The sequence below is a fragment of the Pseudomonas sp. 1L-C-7-B-C1 genome, assembly GCF_057291635.1.
In genome coordinates this window covers 192,816-209,227 of sequence record NZ_JBXAWH010000011.1, presented here as the reverse complement: position 1 = coordinate 209,227, position 16,412 = coordinate 192,816, and the positions used below count along the sequence as shown (strand labels likewise).

The following is a 16,412-nucleotide window of genomic DNA, read 5'->3' as shown; positions in this document are numbered from 1 at the left end:
AGGCATTCATCGCGCGGCGGAGTAGCGTAGCGGCAACCCCACTTTTCCTGCCCGCTCATGAATGGACGTCGCCATGGCCTTACGCTGGATTCACGCGCCTCTGCTGTTGCTTGCCCTCAGTGGCGCCGCGTCGGCTGCCGATTGCCCGCCATTGTTGCAAGGCGAGCTGCCCAAGCTGCGGGCGAAACAGGATATCGACTTGTGCAAGCAGTTCGCCGGCAAGCCAATGCTCGTGGTCAATACCGCGAGCTTCTGTGGCTTCGCGCCGCAGTTCAAAGGGCTTGAAGCGCTCAATCAGCGTTTCAAGGGCGAGGGGCTTGAAGTGCTGGGCGTGCCTTCGGACGATTTTCTGCAGGAATCCAAAGACGCTGCCGAGACCGCCAAGGTCTGCTACGTGAACTATGGCGTCACGTTCACCATGACCGAGCCGCAGTCGGTGCGCGGCGCCGACGCCATCAACCTGTTCAAGGTCCTCGCCGAGCAAAGCAGCCCACCGCGCTGGAACTTCTATAAGTACGTGGTCGACCGCAAGGGCAATGTGGTTGCCAGCTTCTCCAGCAAAACCGCGCCGGATGATCCCGAGCTGATTTCGGCCATCGAGAAGGCCATCGCCTCTAAGCCTTAAAAGCGGCGCGACACAGAACAGACCGACCACAACGAAAAACCCCGCAGCCATTGCTGGCTGCGGGGTTTTCTGTCTGGCGAACAGGTGATGTATCTGTCCCGCCAACTGCATCAGAAGCGGTACGTCATGCCCACGCCGAAACCGTTGGCGCTGTTGTCGTACTTGGCGTTGTAGCTCTGACCCAGCGCGTTCGCGTCGGAGACCTTGACCTTCTCTTCCTGGAGGTAGGAGTAAGCCACATCGATGGTGATGTCGTCGGTAGGGCTGTAACCGGCGCCGAGGCTGAAGATCGTGCGATCGCCTGTCGGGATGCGCGGCGAGCGGTTTTCGTTGTTGGTGGGCGACTGGTCGAACGACAAGCCGGTACGCAGCACCCACTGCTTGTTCAACTGGTACGAAGTTCCCACGGCGTAGGCCCAAGTGTCGTGCCAGTTCTGCTCTTCACGGATGGTACCGACCAGAGACTGGGTCGCGTCGCGGCGAGACACCGGCGAGATACCGGAGTTTTTGACGGTGATGTCTTCCAGGCGGCTCCAGCGGGTCCACGTTGCACCGGCGTACAGCTTCCAGTCGTCATTCATTTTCTGAGTGACGGAGAAGTCGACGGTTTCCGGTGTATCGATGTTCAGCTTGGCGTCGTAGCGACCGCCCGGCAGGATGGCTGAAGGCACACCTGCACCCGGGGTCACTTCGGTGTGGCCTTCGAGCTTGTAGGTCACTTTGGAATGGTAGGTCAGGCCGACGCTGGTGGTGTCGGTGGCTTGCACCAGGATACCGGCGTTGAAGCCGTAACCAACGTCATCGCCCTTGACCTGCACGCGGCCGTCGCCGGTACGGGCGCCCAGCAGCGGGCTGACATTGAGTGCCGATTCCAGCGCACCGGAAATACGGTTGATGGTCGGACCGAAACCGATCGACACCTTGTCATTGAATGCGTAGCTGACGGTCGGCTGAAAGGTCACGACCTTGACGATGCTCTTGCTGCCGAAGTTACGGCCCTGGAAGTTGTCTTCGTAATCGGTGACCAGGCCGAATGGCGCGTAGACACCAAAGCCGAACGCCCAGTGCTCGTCGACCGGGTTCACGTAGAAGCCCATCGGCACGGCGATGAAAGGCACCATGTCGCCTTTGTTCGAACCGGTGCTGCGGCCGCTGGTGTCGGTGATGTCGGTGGAAGCATCGATTGCGGCGACCCCCACGGTCGCCTGCGCGCGCTTGAGACGCGACATCCCGGCCGGGTTGCCGTACACGATGCTGGCGTCATCGACGGACGAGGTACGGCCCGCAAAGCCGGTCCCCATGCCGCTGATACTTTGTTCGTTCAGGGCGAAGCCGGATGCAAAAATCTGAGTGGAGGCAAGAGTGATGGCGAGACTGAGGCTGGATTTGATCATCGTTTTTTTCATTGTTAGAACTCCTTGTTGATCACCGCGCGGAAATTACCAATATTTCTTCCCACGCGCCATAGCCTGGATCAGCCGATTTAGAGCGGTTCTTGTAGGACAATCCTGAAAGTTCGCGGCTTTTTCGTTTAATACCGGTCGGTCACGAAATGGCTGGTGAGGGCTGGAATAAGGGGCTGACCCACGTTTGCCAAGCCGAGGTGAAATCCTGCAACTGCCCATCGGGCTGAAATATCTCGCGCCACATGTGTGCCATGGCCAGACAGTCATCTGTATCCGGCAGCGAAATATGGCTTGCTTCGACCATCAACCAGGCGATGGCAGTCGAGTAACGCAGGTTGACGGTCAGTTCCAGATCGGGACCTGTGAGGAACGCGTGCTGGCTGGCCAGGCCTCGCACAAGGCTGGCAAGGTCCGGATCCCGGGCCAGGTATTCGTCCCAAAGCTGGCGGTGTTGAGTGTCGGCGATGCTGTAAAGCCCGTGGCCGGGCGGGTTATCCAGCTCGGCGCCTAGCGCTGACTGGCTGGCGGCAATGCCCAATAACAGGGCTTCGGCGGCCCGATTGTGCCGGCCAAGGTAGATGAGCGTCGGGCGAATGACGTAGCGACACAGTTCACTGGCGGCGATTCCCATAACACCCTCGAGGAGTTGATGAGTCGGCGGGCCATGGCGCTTGGCAGCATTGATGGAGTGGGCCCACCGGCAGCGACCTGAGCCGCTGACTTGAAGTGTAGTGTGATATTCACGATGTAAAGGTCTGTTTTACGGTCAGTTCCCATGCAGTGTCAAAATGGTGACTGGCATTCATTACCGCATCTGTCGCTGTTTCTGTAAGTAAAACAGATACAAAAAAGCCCCACCGTTATCGGGTGAGGCCTTGTCGATGCAGCGGTATTTACCGACGGACGGTATCAGCCAACGGTATCAGGCAACCAGGGCCTGACGCGTACGGTCGATCACCGCCTGCAGCGGAGCATCGCTGGAGTACTGGTTCGGGTACAAACGCTCGCTATGGCGGGCGATGCCGTGCTCGTTGACGATGGTGAAGCTGAAGCAGCCTTTGCGTGCTGCCATGATCAGGCAGTCCATTGGGGCGAAAGCGTTGGTCAGTGTACGAATAGCGTTTTGGGTCTGGATATGAGTAGTCATGTTATGGGTGTTTCCTGAATCGACACGCAATAAGAGGCGTGCAAAATTAAAACGTTCCAGTAAACGCGGACCCATGCTCGAATGCGAGTCAAGGGCAGGGCGCAGAACCTGTCTGGAACAAAAGCAGCCAGTTGAGCGCATTTAAAATGTGGCGCGGGGCTGACTGGTAGGTACTTAGGAGGGCAGGCAACACAACGCGAGCTAAGGTTCGATGCTCGAGGTGAAGATCCTGATCAATTTGCAGGCTGGTTGAGGAGAGCATGAATGTTCTGCACACCCCTCCGTTTCGACGGCAGGTCGTGTGAGTTCATGTCTGGAAACCATCGAGGTGATCGATCCCTTTTTTCAATCCGTTCGCTCATTGGCGAACCGGGATTGGGGGATTTGTTCGATCAGAATTGACTTTCAGCTTGGTACTAACGGCGGCGATGCTAATAGAGTTACTGGCGCAGCGCAAGCACTGATTTGCAATGCTTCAGTTGAACGGCACAACGCGGGGCAGAAGAGACTACAGGATATCGAGCGGAAAGGGTGGCCCTGTGCCTTATTCCCGCGAATTTTGAGCGGATGTCATGGCTGCTGAAACCGGCTTGTGCAGAGACAAAATCCACTTGTGCACATTGCGAAAGGTATCTGTCATGTCACTGTCACGTCGTCCGCTAACCGCTTGATTTAATGCAACGAATTATTAAGTCAATGAAAACCATCGTTTTTTTGCGCTGGTGAAAAAATCGTCAGTTTGAACGCAGGCCCCATTCTACGTGCGTTTCCGAGAGCTTAAGGGGTGTTGTCCACTGAGTTATCCACAGGTTCTGTGGATTGTCCCAAGCACTGGCTCTATCACGCCGCTCTTGAAGCATCCGCTTGCTTTTTTCTCTTCCCCTTGCGCGGTTTTACCCGAATCGTACGTCGAGCTCGCTTCTGCGCATAATGCTGACTGCATGAATGGAGGAGTCTGGATTTTATGTTGTTTGAGTTAACCAGCCTGTTGCTGGGTTTGGCGGTGGCGGCATTGCCTTTGGTGGGACTGGCGTGGCAGTTGCAGCGGCGTCTGGCGCAACGCGAAGCGGACGCCGCGTTGCTTGACGAGCGTTTGAGTAATGCGCAGATGGCGCAGGACGGGCTCAACGCCCAGCTTGACGCCAGCCGCGATGAGATCAGCGACCTGGCCCAGGCCAATGCGGTCAAGCAGGCGGACCTGGCGGCCCTGCGCCGGGAAGTGGAGTTGCTCCGTCAACAGCATGAAGGCGCGCGCGAGGCTCAGGAAGACTGGAACCGCGAACGGACCGCCAGGGAGGCCGAGCTGCGCCGCCTTGACGCCCAGTGCGCGTCCCTTGGTGCCGAGCTGCGCGAACAGCAGGACAGTCATCAGCAGCGGCTCACCGACCTGCAGGGCTCCCGCGATGAGCTGCGTGCGCAGTTTGCAGAGCTGGCCGGCAAGATCTTCGATGAGCGCGAACAGCGCTTCGCCGAGACCAGTCAGCAGCAATTGGGGCAGTTGCTCAACCCGCTCAAGGAACGCATCCAGTCGTTCGAAAAGCGCGTTGAAGACAGTTACCAGAACGAAGCCCGCGAACGTTTCTCTCTGAGCAAGGAGCTGGAGCGCTTGCAGCAGCTCAACCTGCGCCTGAGCGATGAGGCAAACAACCTCACCCGTGCGTTGAAGGGCCAGAAGACCCAAGGCAACTGGGGCGAATTGATTCTGGAGCGGGTGCTCGAACATGCCGGCCTTGAAAAGGGCCGCGAGTACCAGACCCAAGTCAGCCTGAAGGGCCCCGACGGCGAGCGCTTCCAGCCTGACGTGTTGATCATGCTGCCGGGCGATAAGCAGGTCGTTGTCGACGCGAAGGTCAGCCTGACCGCCTATCAACAGTATGTGTCGGCCGACGATGAGGTGATTTCCCAGGCGGCACTGAAGCAGCACGTGCTGTCCCTGCGCAATCACGTCAAAGGCTTGTCCGGCAAAGACTACAAACGCCTTGAAGGGCTGCACAGTCTCGATTTCGTTTTGCTGTTCGTGCCAATCGAGGCGGCGTTCTCGGCGGCGTTGCAGGCCGAGCCGAACATGTTTCAGGAGGCCTTTGATCGCAACATCGTGATCGTCAGCCCGACCACACTGCTGGCAACGCTGCGGGTCATCGACAGTCTGTGGAAGCAAGAGCGGCAGAGTCAGAATGCCCGTGAGATCGCTGAGCGGGCAGGGTGGCTCTACGACAAGTTCGTGCTGTTTATCCAGGATCTGGACGAGGTCGGCAACCGTCTTCAGCAGCTGGACAAGGCCTACGGCGCCGCGCGCAACAAGCTCGTCGAAGGGCGCGGCAACCTGGTTAGCCGCAGTGAACAGCTCAAGCTGCTCGGCGCGCGGGCCAGCAAGAGTCTGCCGGCGGATCTGCTGGAGCGGGCGATGACCGACCCGGATGGACTGGTGCAGTTGCCGGAGTGACCCGGGACTGTTTTTCATGACGCTGCGCGCTCACAGGCTTATAAGTTAGAACAAAGTCGCCGCTGATCGTGTACAGATTTCATTTCGTTCTTGTGCCTGTTTACTGCCTGGCAAGAATGCACCGACATTGATCACGGTGCACTGCCAGCAGGCGCTGGTGCGTAATCCCTGCTGTTCAAGATCGCAGCTAGTGACGTGCCCGATTGCCGGTAACCCGCTATCTTGGCGCCTTGCCAGACCGCCAAGCAGGCAATGGCACGCATTCTGCCTCTCGCTTCGTATACAACCCACACGCGCTCCCGTACGCAGTGTGCGCACGTGTGATGTCGGGAGCCGGTTCGTCCTTAAAGGGAGAAATGCGATGACCGAGCCATTGCCCAAAGGCTACAGCCCCCGCCTGTACAACGAGGACCTGGGCCCCGTGCCGCAGAAGTGGACCTGGTACAACATTTTCGCGTTCTGGATGAGCGATGTGCACAGCGTGGGCGGCTACGTCTTCGCGGCCAGCCTTTTTGCCCTCGGGCTGGCGAGCTGGCAGGTGCTGATCGCGCTGCTGGTGGGCATCTGCATCATTCAGGTGATCGCCAACCTGCTGGCCAGGCCCAGTCAGCAGGCGGCGGTGCCGTACCCGGTGATCTGCCGTCTCGCTTTCGGCGTGTTCGGTGCGAATATTCCTGCAGTGATTCGCGGCCTTATCGCGGTGGCGTGGTACGGGGTGCAGACGTATTTGGCCTCGAGCGCGCTGATCATCGTGGTGCTGCGCTTCTTCCCACACATGTCGGTCTATGCAGAGCCGCACTTTGCCGGCTTGTCCTATCTCGGATGGATGGGCTTCCTGGCGCTCTGGGTGGTACAGGCTGCTGTGTTCTGGACCGGGATGGACTCGATCCGGCGCTTCATTGATTGGGCCGGACCCGTGGTCTATGCCGTGATGTTCATCCTGGCGGGGTGGATTGTCTGGAAGGCGGGCTGGGCCAACATCAGCTTCACCCTGTCCGAGAAATCCCTGACGGGCTGGGAAGCGTTTTCCCAAGTGATCATGGCCACGGCGCTGGTGGTGTCGTACTTCTCTGGCCCTACGCTCAACTTCGGCGATTTCAGCCGCTACTGCCGAAGCATGTCCGAAGTGCGTCGCGGCAATTTCTGGGGGCTGCCTATCAACTTTCTGGCGTTTTCGCTGGTCACCGTCGTCATTGTTTCGGGAACGCTGCCGGTGTTCGGCGAGATGCTCCATGACCCGATCGCCACCGTGGCGCGCATCGATAACGATGTCGCAGTGCTGCTCGGCGCGTTTGCCTTTGTGACCGCGACAATCGGCATCAATATCGTCGCCAACTTCGTGTCGCCGGCGTTCGACTTCGCCAACGTCGCGCCCAGCAAGATCAGCTGGCGTGCAGGCGGGATGATCGCAGCGGTGGCGTCGGTCTTCATCACACCCTGGAACCTGTTTAACAACCCCGCCGTCATCCATTACACCCTGGACGTGCTGGCGGCGTTCATCGGGCCGCTGTTCGGCATCTTGCTGGTGGACTATTACGTGATCAAGAAGCAGCAGATCGATGTCGATGCGCTGTTCAACGATGGGCCGACCGGGCGCTACTGGTACACCGGCGGGGTGAACTACACGGCGGTCAAGGCGCTTATCCTGGCAACAGTGGCAGGCATTGCAATCACCTTCGTCCCGGCATTGCAGCCGATGGCCAACTTCGCATGGTTTACAGGATGTTTCCTTGGCGGCGGGCTGTTCTATCTGTTTGCCAGACGCCGGCAGGCCCATGAATGCGCGGCGTTGACCTCCGCGGTCGCTGGCTGACGGCCCCGCCGTCTGTCGCGTGAAGTCTTCGAATCGGCGATTTGCAGTGTCACAACGTCATGCAAGGCCAAAAATTCCTGCCGCGACACTCGGTAGCAGGCGTAAAGTGCGCCTTAGCACTATGATCTGCTTAGGCAGTTCGGACATTGGCTGCCGAGTATTTCCCTGAAGGGGGCGTTATATGAACAGCAAGTTGCAAGAATGGCTTCACGATGTAGGCGTCGCGCTCGGGTTGATTGAAAAGCCAAAGCTGCAACCCATTCCCGTGCGCAGCAATGATGATGAGCGTCGTCGTCCACGGCGCTAAGCGCTTTCTCAAGACGCGTCTGAAAGCGGCGCTATCGCCCGATAGCCCGCTCCCGATTTTCTCCGACCATTTGGTCGAGTCCTTCCCTCCGCTCTGCACCCTTTCTGAATCGATCCCATTTGCGACTCAGTGGTGAGTTCGGCGCCTTTTTTCGACGAGAATCTGGTCGACAAGACCCTGCAGGGTCAGTTGTCCATAAGGTGATTGCGGTGACATACCCGCAATATCGGCTTTGATCTGGTTGGGAAGGACGATGCCAAAGTCACTTTGCAGAATTGAAAAAAACTCTCTGAAGTCTTCCTCATCCAGTTCAAGCGCACTCAGCATCACATCGTCTTCTTCCTGAATCAGTGTCTTGTCGACCAGGATCTTCCCGATCGTGTCGATGACATGTTGTCTGACTTCACTCCGCTTCATGGCCGGCCTCTGCTTTGATCCAAGTGGTAATCACCCCAACATCAAAATACAGAGGGTTGTGGCAGGAATGCCCAATGAGCAACCACCCTGAAAAACCTGCGGTGCAATGCACAACGCCGGCGGTCTCGGATTAAGGCTAGCCCAAGTTTGCGGGAGAGGAATGACAGGTGTGTGGTGATTTTTTGTAACGGCGCGCAATGGAAGAGCGGCGCGCCCGATGCAGCGCACACGTTGTGGGACCGGGCTCAGCCGGAAGGCGTCATGCGCCACACCGCAAGAGTGAGGGTGCTCATACGGGCCTCTTCCCGGCTGAAGCCCTTCCCACAAAGTAAGCGCGTGCAAATCGTAGGACCGGCTTCAGCCGGGAAGGCGTCAGGCGCCACACCGCAAAATTGAGGAGTGCTCATAAGGGCCTCTTCCCGGCTGAAGCCGGTCCCACAAAGTCAGCGCGTGCAAATCGTAGGACCGGCTTCAGCCGGGAAGGCGTCAGGCGCCACACCGCAAAATTGAGGAGTGCTCATACGGGCCTCTTCCCGGCTGAAGCCGGTCCCGCTAAAAAGCAGCGCGCCTGGTCCCATTAAGCAACCCGTCCAGTCCCGCTATCAGCGGTGCGCGACGCCTGGCAGCACGCAGAGCATTTCATAGAGCAGGTTCGCCCCCAGCAGCGAGGTATTGCCGGTAGTGTCATACGGCGGCGAAACCTCGACAAGGTCGCAGCCAATCAACTCCAGCCCTTGGCACCCACGAATGATCTCGATTGCCTGAATTGTCGTCAGACCGCCGATCTCGGGTGTGCCAGTGCCCGGCGCCCAGGCCGGGTCGATGCCGTCGATGTCGAAACTCAGGTACACCGGACCGCCGCCTACCTTCTCGCGCACTTCGGCCATCAGCGGCGCCAGCGACTTGTGCCAGCATTCCTCGGCCTGAACCACCCGGAACCCTTGCTTGCGACTCCAGTTGAAGTCTTCAGCGGTATAGCCCTGGGCACGCAAACCGATCTGCACCACGCGATCGCAATCCAGCAGACCTTCCTCCACCGCCCGACGGAACGTGGTGCCATGGGCGATCTTTTCGCCAAACATGTGATCGTTAACGTCCGCATGGGCGTCGATGTGCACCAGCCCGACCTTGCCGTGTTTCTTCTTCATGGCGCGCAGGATCGGCAGCGTGATGGTGTGATCGCCGCCAAGGGTCAGTGGAATGATGTCGTGTGCGAGAAAGCCGTCGTAGGCTTCTTCGATGATGCGCACGGCATCCAGCAGGTTAAACGTGTTGATCGCCACGTCGCCGATGTCCGCCACGGACAGCGAATCAAACGGGGCGGCGCCGGTGGCCATGTTGTAGGGGCGAATCATTACCGATTCGGCACGGATTTCCCGCGGGCCGAACCGAGTACCGGCGCGCAGCGACGTGCCGATGTCCAGGGGCACGCCGACGAAGGCCGCGTCCAGCCCGGCCGCCGTTTGCAGGTGCGGCAGGCGCATCATGGTGGCGATGCCGGCGAAGCGCGGCATTTCGTTGCCGCCCAGTGGTTGGTGAAAAATCTTGTCCACGAGAATGCCTCGTCAGTGGTAATCAAAAAGGGGCGGAAGCGGGCTTCCAGCATGGCCCCGATTCTGTTGACCGGGCCCACCGCGAACAATCGGCCAGGCAAAATACTTAGTTCAGATATTCCTGAAGTATCGGGTAAGCTGCGCGCAAAGCCCTCCCTGGAACAACCATGCCCAGCGCGCTCCCCGACCTCAAATTGCTGCGCATCTTCGCCTGCGTGGTGCGCCATCAGGGCTTTGCCAGCGCTCAGCAAGAGCTCAATCTCTCGACCTCGGCAATCAGCACCTACATGAGCCAGCTCGAAGCGGCGTTGGGCATCGTGCTGTGTCATCGCGGACGCGGCGGTTTTAGCCTGACCAGCAAGGGCGAGCTGTTTCATCAGGAAACCCTGCGGCTGTTAGGCGAGCTGGAAGGCTTCGAGCGCTACGCCGCTGCGCTCAAGGGCGAGCTGCGCGGCACGCTGAACCTGGGGGTGCTGGACTCGACGGTCAGCGACCGCGCGCTGCCCTTCGCGGAAGTTATCGGCGCCTACAGTGCAGAGCATCCGGCCGTGCATTTGCACCTCGCCGTGATGAGTCCGTATGAACTGCAGCTGGGCGTGCTGGACAACCGGCTGGACCTCGCAATCGGCTCGTTCTCCACCCGCATGAACGGCCTGCTCTATCAGCCGCTGTACCGCGAGCAGCACTGGCTGTACTGCAGCAATCGCCACACGCTTTATGCCGAACGGCGGATTCCGGAACCGGTCATCACTCAACAACGCATGGTCGGGCGCGGCTACTGGAGTCAGGCCGAACTGGCTCGCCACGGCTTCAAGCACAGCGCCGCGACCGTCGAGAGTATGGAAGCGCAACTGATTCTGGTGCTGTCCGGGGCCTACATCGGTTACTTGCCCGAGCATTACGCGCAGTCGTGGGTGGACTCCGGGCACCTGCGCGTCTTGCTGCCGGCCACATTCGGCTATCAGGCGCCGTTTTCGATGATCCTGCGTCGCGGCCGCAGCCGTGAGCCGCTGATTCAGACCTTTCGCGATCTGCTGAAAGCGCAGCTCAATCCACTGTAGGAAACCGACGATGTCCCGTGCCCGTTGTGAACGCTGCCTGCGCCCGACCGATCACTGCCTGTGTGCGTTGATTCCCGCGTTGGGCAGTCGGACGCGCGTGTTGATCCTGCAGCATCCAAGTGAAGTCAATCACGCGCTCAACACCGCCCGCCTCGCAGCCCTTGGCCTGACGAATGCGGAATTGCAGGTGGGAGAGGTGTTCGAGGATCTGGCGCTGTGGCTGAGCCGGGATGGTTACCGGGCCTGTTTGCTGTTTCCGGGGGAGGAGGCTGTTGCGTTGAAGGCTTACAGTGCCGACGACGTGTCCGTGCTGCTCGTGGTACCCGATGGCACTTGGCGCAAGGCGCGCAAGCTGCTGCACCTCAATCCTCTGCTGGCAGCATTGCCCAGAGTGATGCTGACGAATGCGCCAGCGTCACGCTATCGTTTACGCAAAGCGCCGGGGCCCGACGCGTTGTCAACGCTCGAGGCCATCGTCCATGCGCTGCATACGCTGGAGCCGGAGACGTCATTTGATAGCTTGTTGCGTCCGTTCGATGCGCTGATCGACGGACAGATCGCAGCGATGGGCGAAGAGACCTTTCGCCGCAATCATTCATGAAAACGGGCTGAATCAGCCGTTGAGCGAGGAGGGCATGCCTGGCTGATATGCACTGACCGCCTGCATGCGACGGATATAGACCTCGGTTTCACGAGCAGCGTCTTCCTTGCTCATGAACGGACCTTCCAGGGTGTTTTCCCGGGTGCTGAAGAAATACTGGCCATTGACGCGGGATACGCGGTCGCTGCGAAAACGTACGGTGGGGGCTGGATCTTGTTCACGCTTGCTTAACATGGCCTTCTCCGGGCATTGGGTTGGTACGCGAGTGATCTGAATGGGCGACAGCCGCCGCCACAGCGTAAGTCAGAGCATTTGAATAGTAGCGTTGTTAACGGTTCCATCAACGTGCGAGCCCATGCGCCACTGCTGACCGTTCGGGCATCACCTTCAGCGCTTGCCCAGTGCTTCGGCGTCACGAAGCCACTGCTGACGCTGCTCTTCGGTAGAGGTGCGCACCGGCGAGAACTCCGTCAGCCGCGTGGTCTTGATGCCGCAGAATTCGAGGATCGTCCTGACCATCTGCCGATGGGCGGGGGCCTTGAAAACCCAGCGGAAATAGCGCGACGGCGTGTCCATTGTCACCAGCAATTCCGCTGTCCGGCCCTTCAGCAACTCATTGGAGGGGTGATGCCTGCCATGGGCCTTGAAGGCAAAGCCGGGCATGAACACCCGGTCGAAAAAACCACCGAGCAGGCTCGGCAGCCCGCCCCACCAGACGGGATACACGAACACCAGATGCTGCGCCCAGTGCACCTCGCGCTGGGCTTCGAGCAGATCGTGTTCAAGCGTCTGTGCGGATTCATAACCACCACGCAGCACCGGGTCGAAATCCATTTCATCAAGCTTGAGCACCCGCACGACATGACCTTTGCTCCGCGCGCCCTGGGCATAAGCCTCGCCCAGCGCGTGGCCGAGGCTGATGCTTTTCGGCGTGCCGATGATCATCAGAATGCGTTTGCCATAGCCTTCCAGTGGCGTGGCGCCGCTGATGGGTTCAGCCATTGCTGCCAGCCTCGAGCATGTGTTCCGGGCGCACCCAGGCATCGAACTCGGCGTCGGTGAGGAAGCCCAGTTGCAGCGCCGCCTCGCGCAGGGTCAGCCCTTCGCTATAGGCTTTCTTGGCAATCTGCGCCGACTTGTCGTAGCCGATGTGCGGGTTCAGCGCGGTCACCAGCATCAGGCCGCGTTCCAGATGCTCGGCCATCTTGGCGGCATCCGGTTCCATGCCGGCAATGCAGTGTTCGTTGAAGTTGCGGCAGCCATCGCCCAGCAAGCGGATCGATTGCAGCAGGTTGTGGATGATCACCGGCTTGAACACGTTCAGTTGCAGGTGGCCCTGACTGGCGGCGAAGGTGATCGTGGTGTCGTTGCCCATGACCTGACACGCGAGCATTGACAGCGCCTCGCACTGGGTCGGGTTGACCTTGCCCGGCATGATCGAGCTGCCCGGTTCGTTGGCCGGCAGCTTGACTTCGGCCAGGCCGGCGCGAGGGCCGGAACCGAGCAGACGCAGGTCGTTGGCGATTTTCATCAGCGTCACGGCGAGGGTTTTCAGCGCGCCGGACAGCGCGGTCAGCGGCTCATGCCCGGCCAGCGCGGCAAACTTGTTCGGCGCAGTGACGAAAGGCAGGCCAGACAGCGCAGCCAATTCAGCGGCGACCGCTTCGGCGAATCCATGGGGCGAGTTCAAACCCGTACCAACGGCGGTGCCGCCCTGGGCCAGTTCACATACGGCCGGCAACGCAGCGCGGATGCTTTTTTCGGCGTAGTCGAGCTGCGCGACGTAGGCCGACAGCTCCTGGCCGAAAGTGATCGGCGTAGCGTCCATCATGTGCGTGCGGCCGGTTTTCACCAGTTTCATGTGCCGCGAAGACTGTTCGGCGAGGCCGCTGGACAATTCAGCGATCGCCGGCAGCAGGTGTTCTTTCACTGCCTGCACAGCGGCGATGTGCATCGCGGTGGGGAAGCAGTCGTTGGAGCTCTGCGAGCGATTGACGTGATCGTTGGGGTGAACCGGCGACTTGCCGCCGCGAACGCCACCCGCCAGTTCGTTGGCACGGCCGGCGATGACTTCATTGACGTTCATGTTGCTTTGCGTGCCGCTGCCGGTCTGCCAGACCACCAGGGGAAACTGGTCGTCGAGCTGGCCTTGCAGCACTTCGTCGGCGGACTGCTCGATCAGGTTGGCAATGTCGGTGGGCAAGTCGCCGTTGCGGTTGTTGACTCGGGCGGCGGCTTTTTTGATCAGTGCCAGCGCGTGCAATACGGGCAGTGGCATGCGCTCCTGGCCAATGGCGAAGTTGATCAGAGAACGCTGCGTCTGCGCCCCCCAGTAAGCGTCTTCGGGGACTTCGATCGGACCTATGCTGTCGGTTTCGGTACGGCTCACTGGACTCTCTCCTTAAGATCGATTTGCGCAGTTTAGTAACCAGGCGAGCCAGCGGGGTTCCCCGTGGCTGCTGTGCGGTCGGAACAGGTACGGCCAGTGTGCGACAAAACGACCGGGGCGGTCGCCCTAAACCTGCATACGGGCGAGTGCGTCAGGTCCGCGGGATAACCGCTCGTAGGGTCGGGGGTTGAGAGAAATGCGCAAAGGGGCGCAGAATGGCCGCCCTTGGGGTTCTGCCTCGCCTGCTAGATAAGGAAACTCGATGACCCGTCTTCGTGCCATTTGTGCTGCGGTTGCTCTGGTATGTGCCAGCGGCCAGGTTCTTGCCGATACCGCCAGCCATGAAGCCAGTGCTGTAGCGTTCCTCAAACTGGCTCACGCCGATCAACTGGGTGCGCCGGTTTACATGCAAGTCCAGCAGATGTTCGCTCAGCGTTTCGCTGAAACCAAAGCGCCTGCGTCCAAGCAAGCCACCCTCGAAACCTACCAGGGCAAGGCCAACGCCGCGCTGGATCAGGTGATCAGCTGGCCAAAACTGCAGCCTGACATGGTCAAGCTGTACACCTCCAACTTCAGCGAAAGCGAGCTGAAAGACCTGGTTGCCTTCTACCAGTCTCCACTGGGCCAGAAAGTCCAGGCCAAGATGCCGCAGATCAGCCAGCAGTCGTTCCAGCTGACCCAGAGCAAACTGGAAAGCGCGGTGCCTGTGGTCAACAAGCTGCTCGCCGACATGACCAAGGAACTGACCCCGGCCGGCGCCAAGCCTGCTGCACCGGCTGCTCCTGCCAAGAAGCCATAAGCGAAGCCTGACATGAGCATGCAACAGCGAATCGAATCCGCGTTGACGGTCTTTCAGCCCGAGTACCTTCAGGTGCTCAACGAAAGCCACATGCACAGTCGCGGCACGGACACTCACTACAAGGCGGTGGTGGTCAGCGAGCAGTTCGCTGGCCTCAACGCAGTCAAGCGCCATCAGAAGGTCTATGGCCTGCTCGGTGGCCTGATGGGTGAGTTCCACGCTCTGGCGCTGCACACCTACACCCCGGAAGAATGGGCGAAGCTCGGCTCGGCGCCGTCTTCCCCGACCTGTGCGGGTGGGCATGACTGACCCGCGCCGCCCGAAGCCGTTGTACAGGTTTCGGGCGCTAGCGGGCGTCATGCCGGCAGTGGGCCGTAGGCGCGATAGGCCTCGATTAACCTATCGAACAGTGTGATGTCCGACCTGCTTCGTGCGATGAGCTGCGCCCCCGCGACGGCCGAGAAAATGGCGCGCGCGCGGACGTCGCTGTCGGCTTCCTCGCAGTATTTCGCGGCGACCAGCAGTCGGCTAAGCCAGGCAATATTGACCTGAGCAAACGTCTGAATCTCCTCGGCCATGGCCGTGGGCAGATTATCGGTTTCCGCCCCCACAAAACTCGCCAGACAAAGCCGGTTATCGGTCTCCAGCGAGCGACGAAAAATTTCGGGGAATCGGCGCAATGCCTGTGCCGGATCCGGCGTCTCCTCGGAAATAGTATCGAGGGCAGCGGCACCGTCTTGCCAATACCGCTTGGCAACGGCAATACCCAGATCGGCCTTGCTTGGGAAGTGGTAGTAAATACTGGCTGGCTTGATGCCAACCTCTTGGGCGAGATCGCGAAAATTCAGTCCGTTGTAGCCCTGTGACTGGGCAATGTTTCGAGCAGCCAGAAGTATGGCTTCGCGGGCGTTGATGCTCATTGTCGTGCCTTTCATGGGTCGGACGAGTTGCTGTGGAACCGGCCATCTTAAAGCAAATGTCCAGGCAATCGTCCTCACACATCATGACGTGCGGATCCAGACGGATCAGGCGGAAGGTGAATCCAGTTCCGGTATGCCACTGCTGCGATCAGCGTAGGCGGCCTGGAAACTTGGGCGCTTCTGCCAGCGCTGCCAGTAGCTATCGAGATGCTCGAAACGCTCGTCCAGCGGGGTCGCGTTTACCGGGAACTTGGAAAAGGCAATCGCGGTAGCCAGCGTGATATCGGCAAACGTCGGTTCGGCACCGCCCAACAGCCATTCGCGACCGTCAGCCAGGTGACGATTCACCAAGGCCGCGTGCATCAGTGCCTCCTTGCGGCAGTGTTCACCCCATGCCTCATTCTTCGTCAATTCCAGTTTGAAACCGAGCCCGGTGTGCAAGACGTGAAAAGCCGTGACGATGCGATACAGGATATGCACCCAGATGCGGTTATCCCACATGTTGTCCAGGCCCTGCTCCAGCGGGGTTTCTCCCATGATCTTGCGGCCGGGGTAGGACTGGTCGAGAAAACGGACGATGGCCGGTGTTTCAGAGATGAAGCTGCCATCCGCCAATTGAAGGGTAGGGGTTTCGCCCCATGGGTTCATGTTGAGGTGACGCCAGCCGCGTTGTTCGCCGCCGGGCGCCATGTCATAGACGGTTTCATCGAACTGATCGGCGATGCCTTTTTCGTGCATGAACAGCCGTAGCCGCTGGGGATTGGGGAACGCTGAAGGGGAAGTGAATAGCTGCAGTCTGGTCGTCATGGCGCTGTCCTGTAATGGAAGATTAAGCACCTAACGGTTGTTAGGTAGGCCAACCTTAGGCTTGAATACCGCCTCGGTCAATAGGCTACCTAACATTCGTTAGGTACGAATGCATTCCTGATTT

Annotated in this window: 18 protein-coding genes; 8 read left to right on the top strand and 10 right to left on the bottom strand. The window is 59.6% G+C overall.

Annotation, left to right across the window (positions count from 1 at the left end):
* Positions 1–73: 73 nt before the first annotated feature.
* Positions 74–625, top strand: coding sequence for a glutathione peroxidase (locus tag AC0Z8Z_RS18125; RefSeq protein WP_122535680.1), 552 nt, complete (start codon positions 74–76; stop codon positions 623–625).
* Positions 626–735: 110 nt separating this feature from the next.
* Here the strand turns inward: AC0Z8Z_RS18125 and AC0Z8Z_RS18120 are convergent, their stop codons facing one another.
* The 3 genes from AC0Z8Z_RS18120 to AC0Z8Z_RS18110 all read right to left on the bottom strand — a co-directional run bounded on the left by AC0Z8Z_RS18120 (position 736) and on the right by AC0Z8Z_RS18110 (position 3,178).
* Positions 736–2,031 (bottom strand): OmpP1/FadL family transporter, encoded by a 1,296-nt coding sequence (locus tag AC0Z8Z_RS18120; RefSeq protein WP_122622203.1) that lies wholly within the window; start codon positions 2,029–2,031, stop codon positions 736–738.
* A 139-nt stretch (positions 2,032–2,170) separates the two neighbouring features.
* Positions 2,171–2,662 carry a hypothetical protein gene (locus AC0Z8Z_RS18115; protein ID WP_172609283.1) on the bottom strand — a complete coding sequence of 164 codons (492 nt, stop codon included), beginning with the start codon at positions 2,660–2,662 and terminating at the stop codon, positions 2,171–2,173.
* A 291-nt stretch (positions 2,663–2,953) separates the two neighbouring features.
* Entirely contained in the window at positions 2,954–3,178 is a 225-nt protein-coding gene (locus AC0Z8Z_RS18110) for a hypothetical protein (RefSeq protein ID WP_172609282.1), read from the bottom strand.
* Positions 3,179–4,256: 1,078 nt separating this feature from the next.
* Here AC0Z8Z_RS18110 and AC0Z8Z_RS18105 point away from each other — a divergent pair.
* From AC0Z8Z_RS18105 to AC0Z8Z_RS18095, 3 genes are all read left to right on the top strand, one after another.
* Complete coding sequence (locus tag AC0Z8Z_RS18105; RefSeq protein WP_485620042.1) at positions 4,257–5,621, top strand: DNA recombination protein RmuC; 1,365 nt, start codon at positions 4,257–4,259, stop codon at positions 5,619–5,621.
* A gap of 361 nt (positions 5,622–5,982) precedes the next feature.
* On the top strand, positions 5,983–7,434 hold the full coding sequence (locus AC0Z8Z_RS18100) for an NCS1 family nucleobase:cation symporter-1 (protein WP_122535675.1): 1,452 nt from the start codon (positions 5,983–5,985) through the stop codon (positions 7,432–7,434).
* A gap of 181 nt (positions 7,435–7,615) precedes the next feature.
* Positions 7,616–7,741, top strand: a complete 126-nt coding sequence (locus AC0Z8Z_RS18095) for a PA1414 family protein (RefSeq protein WP_122535674.1) — start codon at positions 7,616–7,618, stop codon at positions 7,739–7,741.
* A gap of 126 nt (positions 7,742–7,867) precedes the next feature.
* Here the strand turns inward: AC0Z8Z_RS18095 and AC0Z8Z_RS18090 are convergent, their stop codons facing one another.
* Positions 7,868–8,158, bottom strand: a complete 291-nt coding sequence (locus tag AC0Z8Z_RS18090; RefSeq protein WP_122535673.1) for a hypothetical protein — start codon at positions 8,156–8,158, stop codon at positions 7,868–7,870.
* 602 nt (positions 8,159–8,760) lie between these two features.
* Complete coding sequence (gene speB / locus AC0Z8Z_RS18085; protein ID WP_485620009.1) at positions 8,761–9,711, bottom strand: agmatinase; 951 nt, start codon at positions 9,709–9,711, stop codon at positions 8,761–8,763.
* 167 nt (positions 9,712–9,878) lie between these two features.
* On the opposite strand from speB, the gene AC0Z8Z_RS18080 reads away from it, so the two are divergent.
* Positions 9,879–10,772 carry a LysR family transcriptional regulator gene (locus tag AC0Z8Z_RS18080; protein WP_172609278.1) on the top strand — a complete coding sequence of 298 codons (894 nt, stop codon included), beginning with the start codon at positions 9,879–9,881 and terminating at the stop codon, positions 10,770–10,772.
* Between the two features lie 10 nt (positions 10,773–10,782).
* Positions 10,783–11,373 (top strand): tRNA-uridine aminocarboxypropyltransferase, encoded by a 591-nt coding sequence (locus AC0Z8Z_RS18075; RefSeq protein WP_272632051.1) that lies wholly within the window; start codon positions 10,783–10,785, stop codon positions 11,371–11,373.
* Positions 11,374–11,385: 12 nt separating this feature from the next.
* Here AC0Z8Z_RS18075 and AC0Z8Z_RS18070 read toward each other — a convergent pair whose 3' ends face one another.
* The 3 genes from AC0Z8Z_RS18070 to AC0Z8Z_RS18060 form a co-directional block, all read right to left on the bottom strand.
* Entirely contained in the window at positions 11,386–11,607 is a 222-nt protein-coding gene (locus tag AC0Z8Z_RS18070) for a DUF6316 family protein (RefSeq protein WP_122535669.1), read from the bottom strand.
* Positions 11,608–11,760: 153 nt separating this feature from the next.
* Complete coding sequence (locus tag AC0Z8Z_RS18065) at positions 11,761–12,375, bottom strand: NAD(P)H-dependent oxidoreductase (protein ID WP_485620008.1); 615 nt, start codon at positions 12,373–12,375, stop codon at positions 11,761–11,763.
* Positions 12,368–13,762 carry a class II fumarate hydratase gene (locus tag AC0Z8Z_RS18060; RefSeq protein WP_122535667.1) on the bottom strand — a complete coding sequence of 465 codons (1,395 nt, stop codon included), beginning with the start codon at positions 13,760–13,762 and terminating at the stop codon, positions 12,368–12,370. The genes AC0Z8Z_RS18065 and AC0Z8Z_RS18060 overlap by 8 nt, the downstream gene beginning before the upstream one ends.
* A gap of 262 nt (positions 13,763–14,024) precedes the next feature.
* Here AC0Z8Z_RS18060 and AC0Z8Z_RS18055 point away from each other — a divergent pair, with 262 nt between their 5' ends.
* Positions 14,025–14,561, top strand: a complete 537-nt coding sequence (locus AC0Z8Z_RS18055) for a DUF2059 domain-containing protein (RefSeq protein ID WP_122535666.1) — start codon at positions 14,025–14,027, stop codon at positions 14,559–14,561.
* A gap of 12 nt (positions 14,562–14,573) precedes the next feature.
* Positions 14,574–14,870 carry a BolA family protein gene (locus tag AC0Z8Z_RS18050; protein WP_122535665.1) on the top strand — a complete coding sequence of 99 codons (297 nt, stop codon included), beginning with the start codon at positions 14,574–14,576 and terminating at the stop codon, positions 14,868–14,870.
* A gap of 47 nt (positions 14,871–14,917) precedes the next feature.
* Here AC0Z8Z_RS18050 and AC0Z8Z_RS18045 read toward each other — a convergent pair whose 3' ends face one another.
* Both AC0Z8Z_RS18045 and AC0Z8Z_RS18040 read right to left on the bottom strand, forming a co-directional pair.
* On the bottom strand, positions 14,918–15,481 hold the full coding sequence (locus AC0Z8Z_RS18045) for a TetR/AcrR family transcriptional regulator (RefSeq protein ID WP_485620007.1): 564 nt from the start codon (positions 15,479–15,481) through the stop codon (positions 14,918–14,920).
* Positions 15,482–15,586: 105 nt separating this feature from the next.
* Positions 15,587–16,288 (bottom strand): glutathione S-transferase family protein, encoded by a 702-nt coding sequence (locus AC0Z8Z_RS18040; RefSeq protein ID WP_485620005.1) that lies wholly within the window; start codon positions 16,286–16,288, stop codon positions 15,587–15,589.
* Positions 16,289–16,412: the final 124 nt, after the last annotated feature.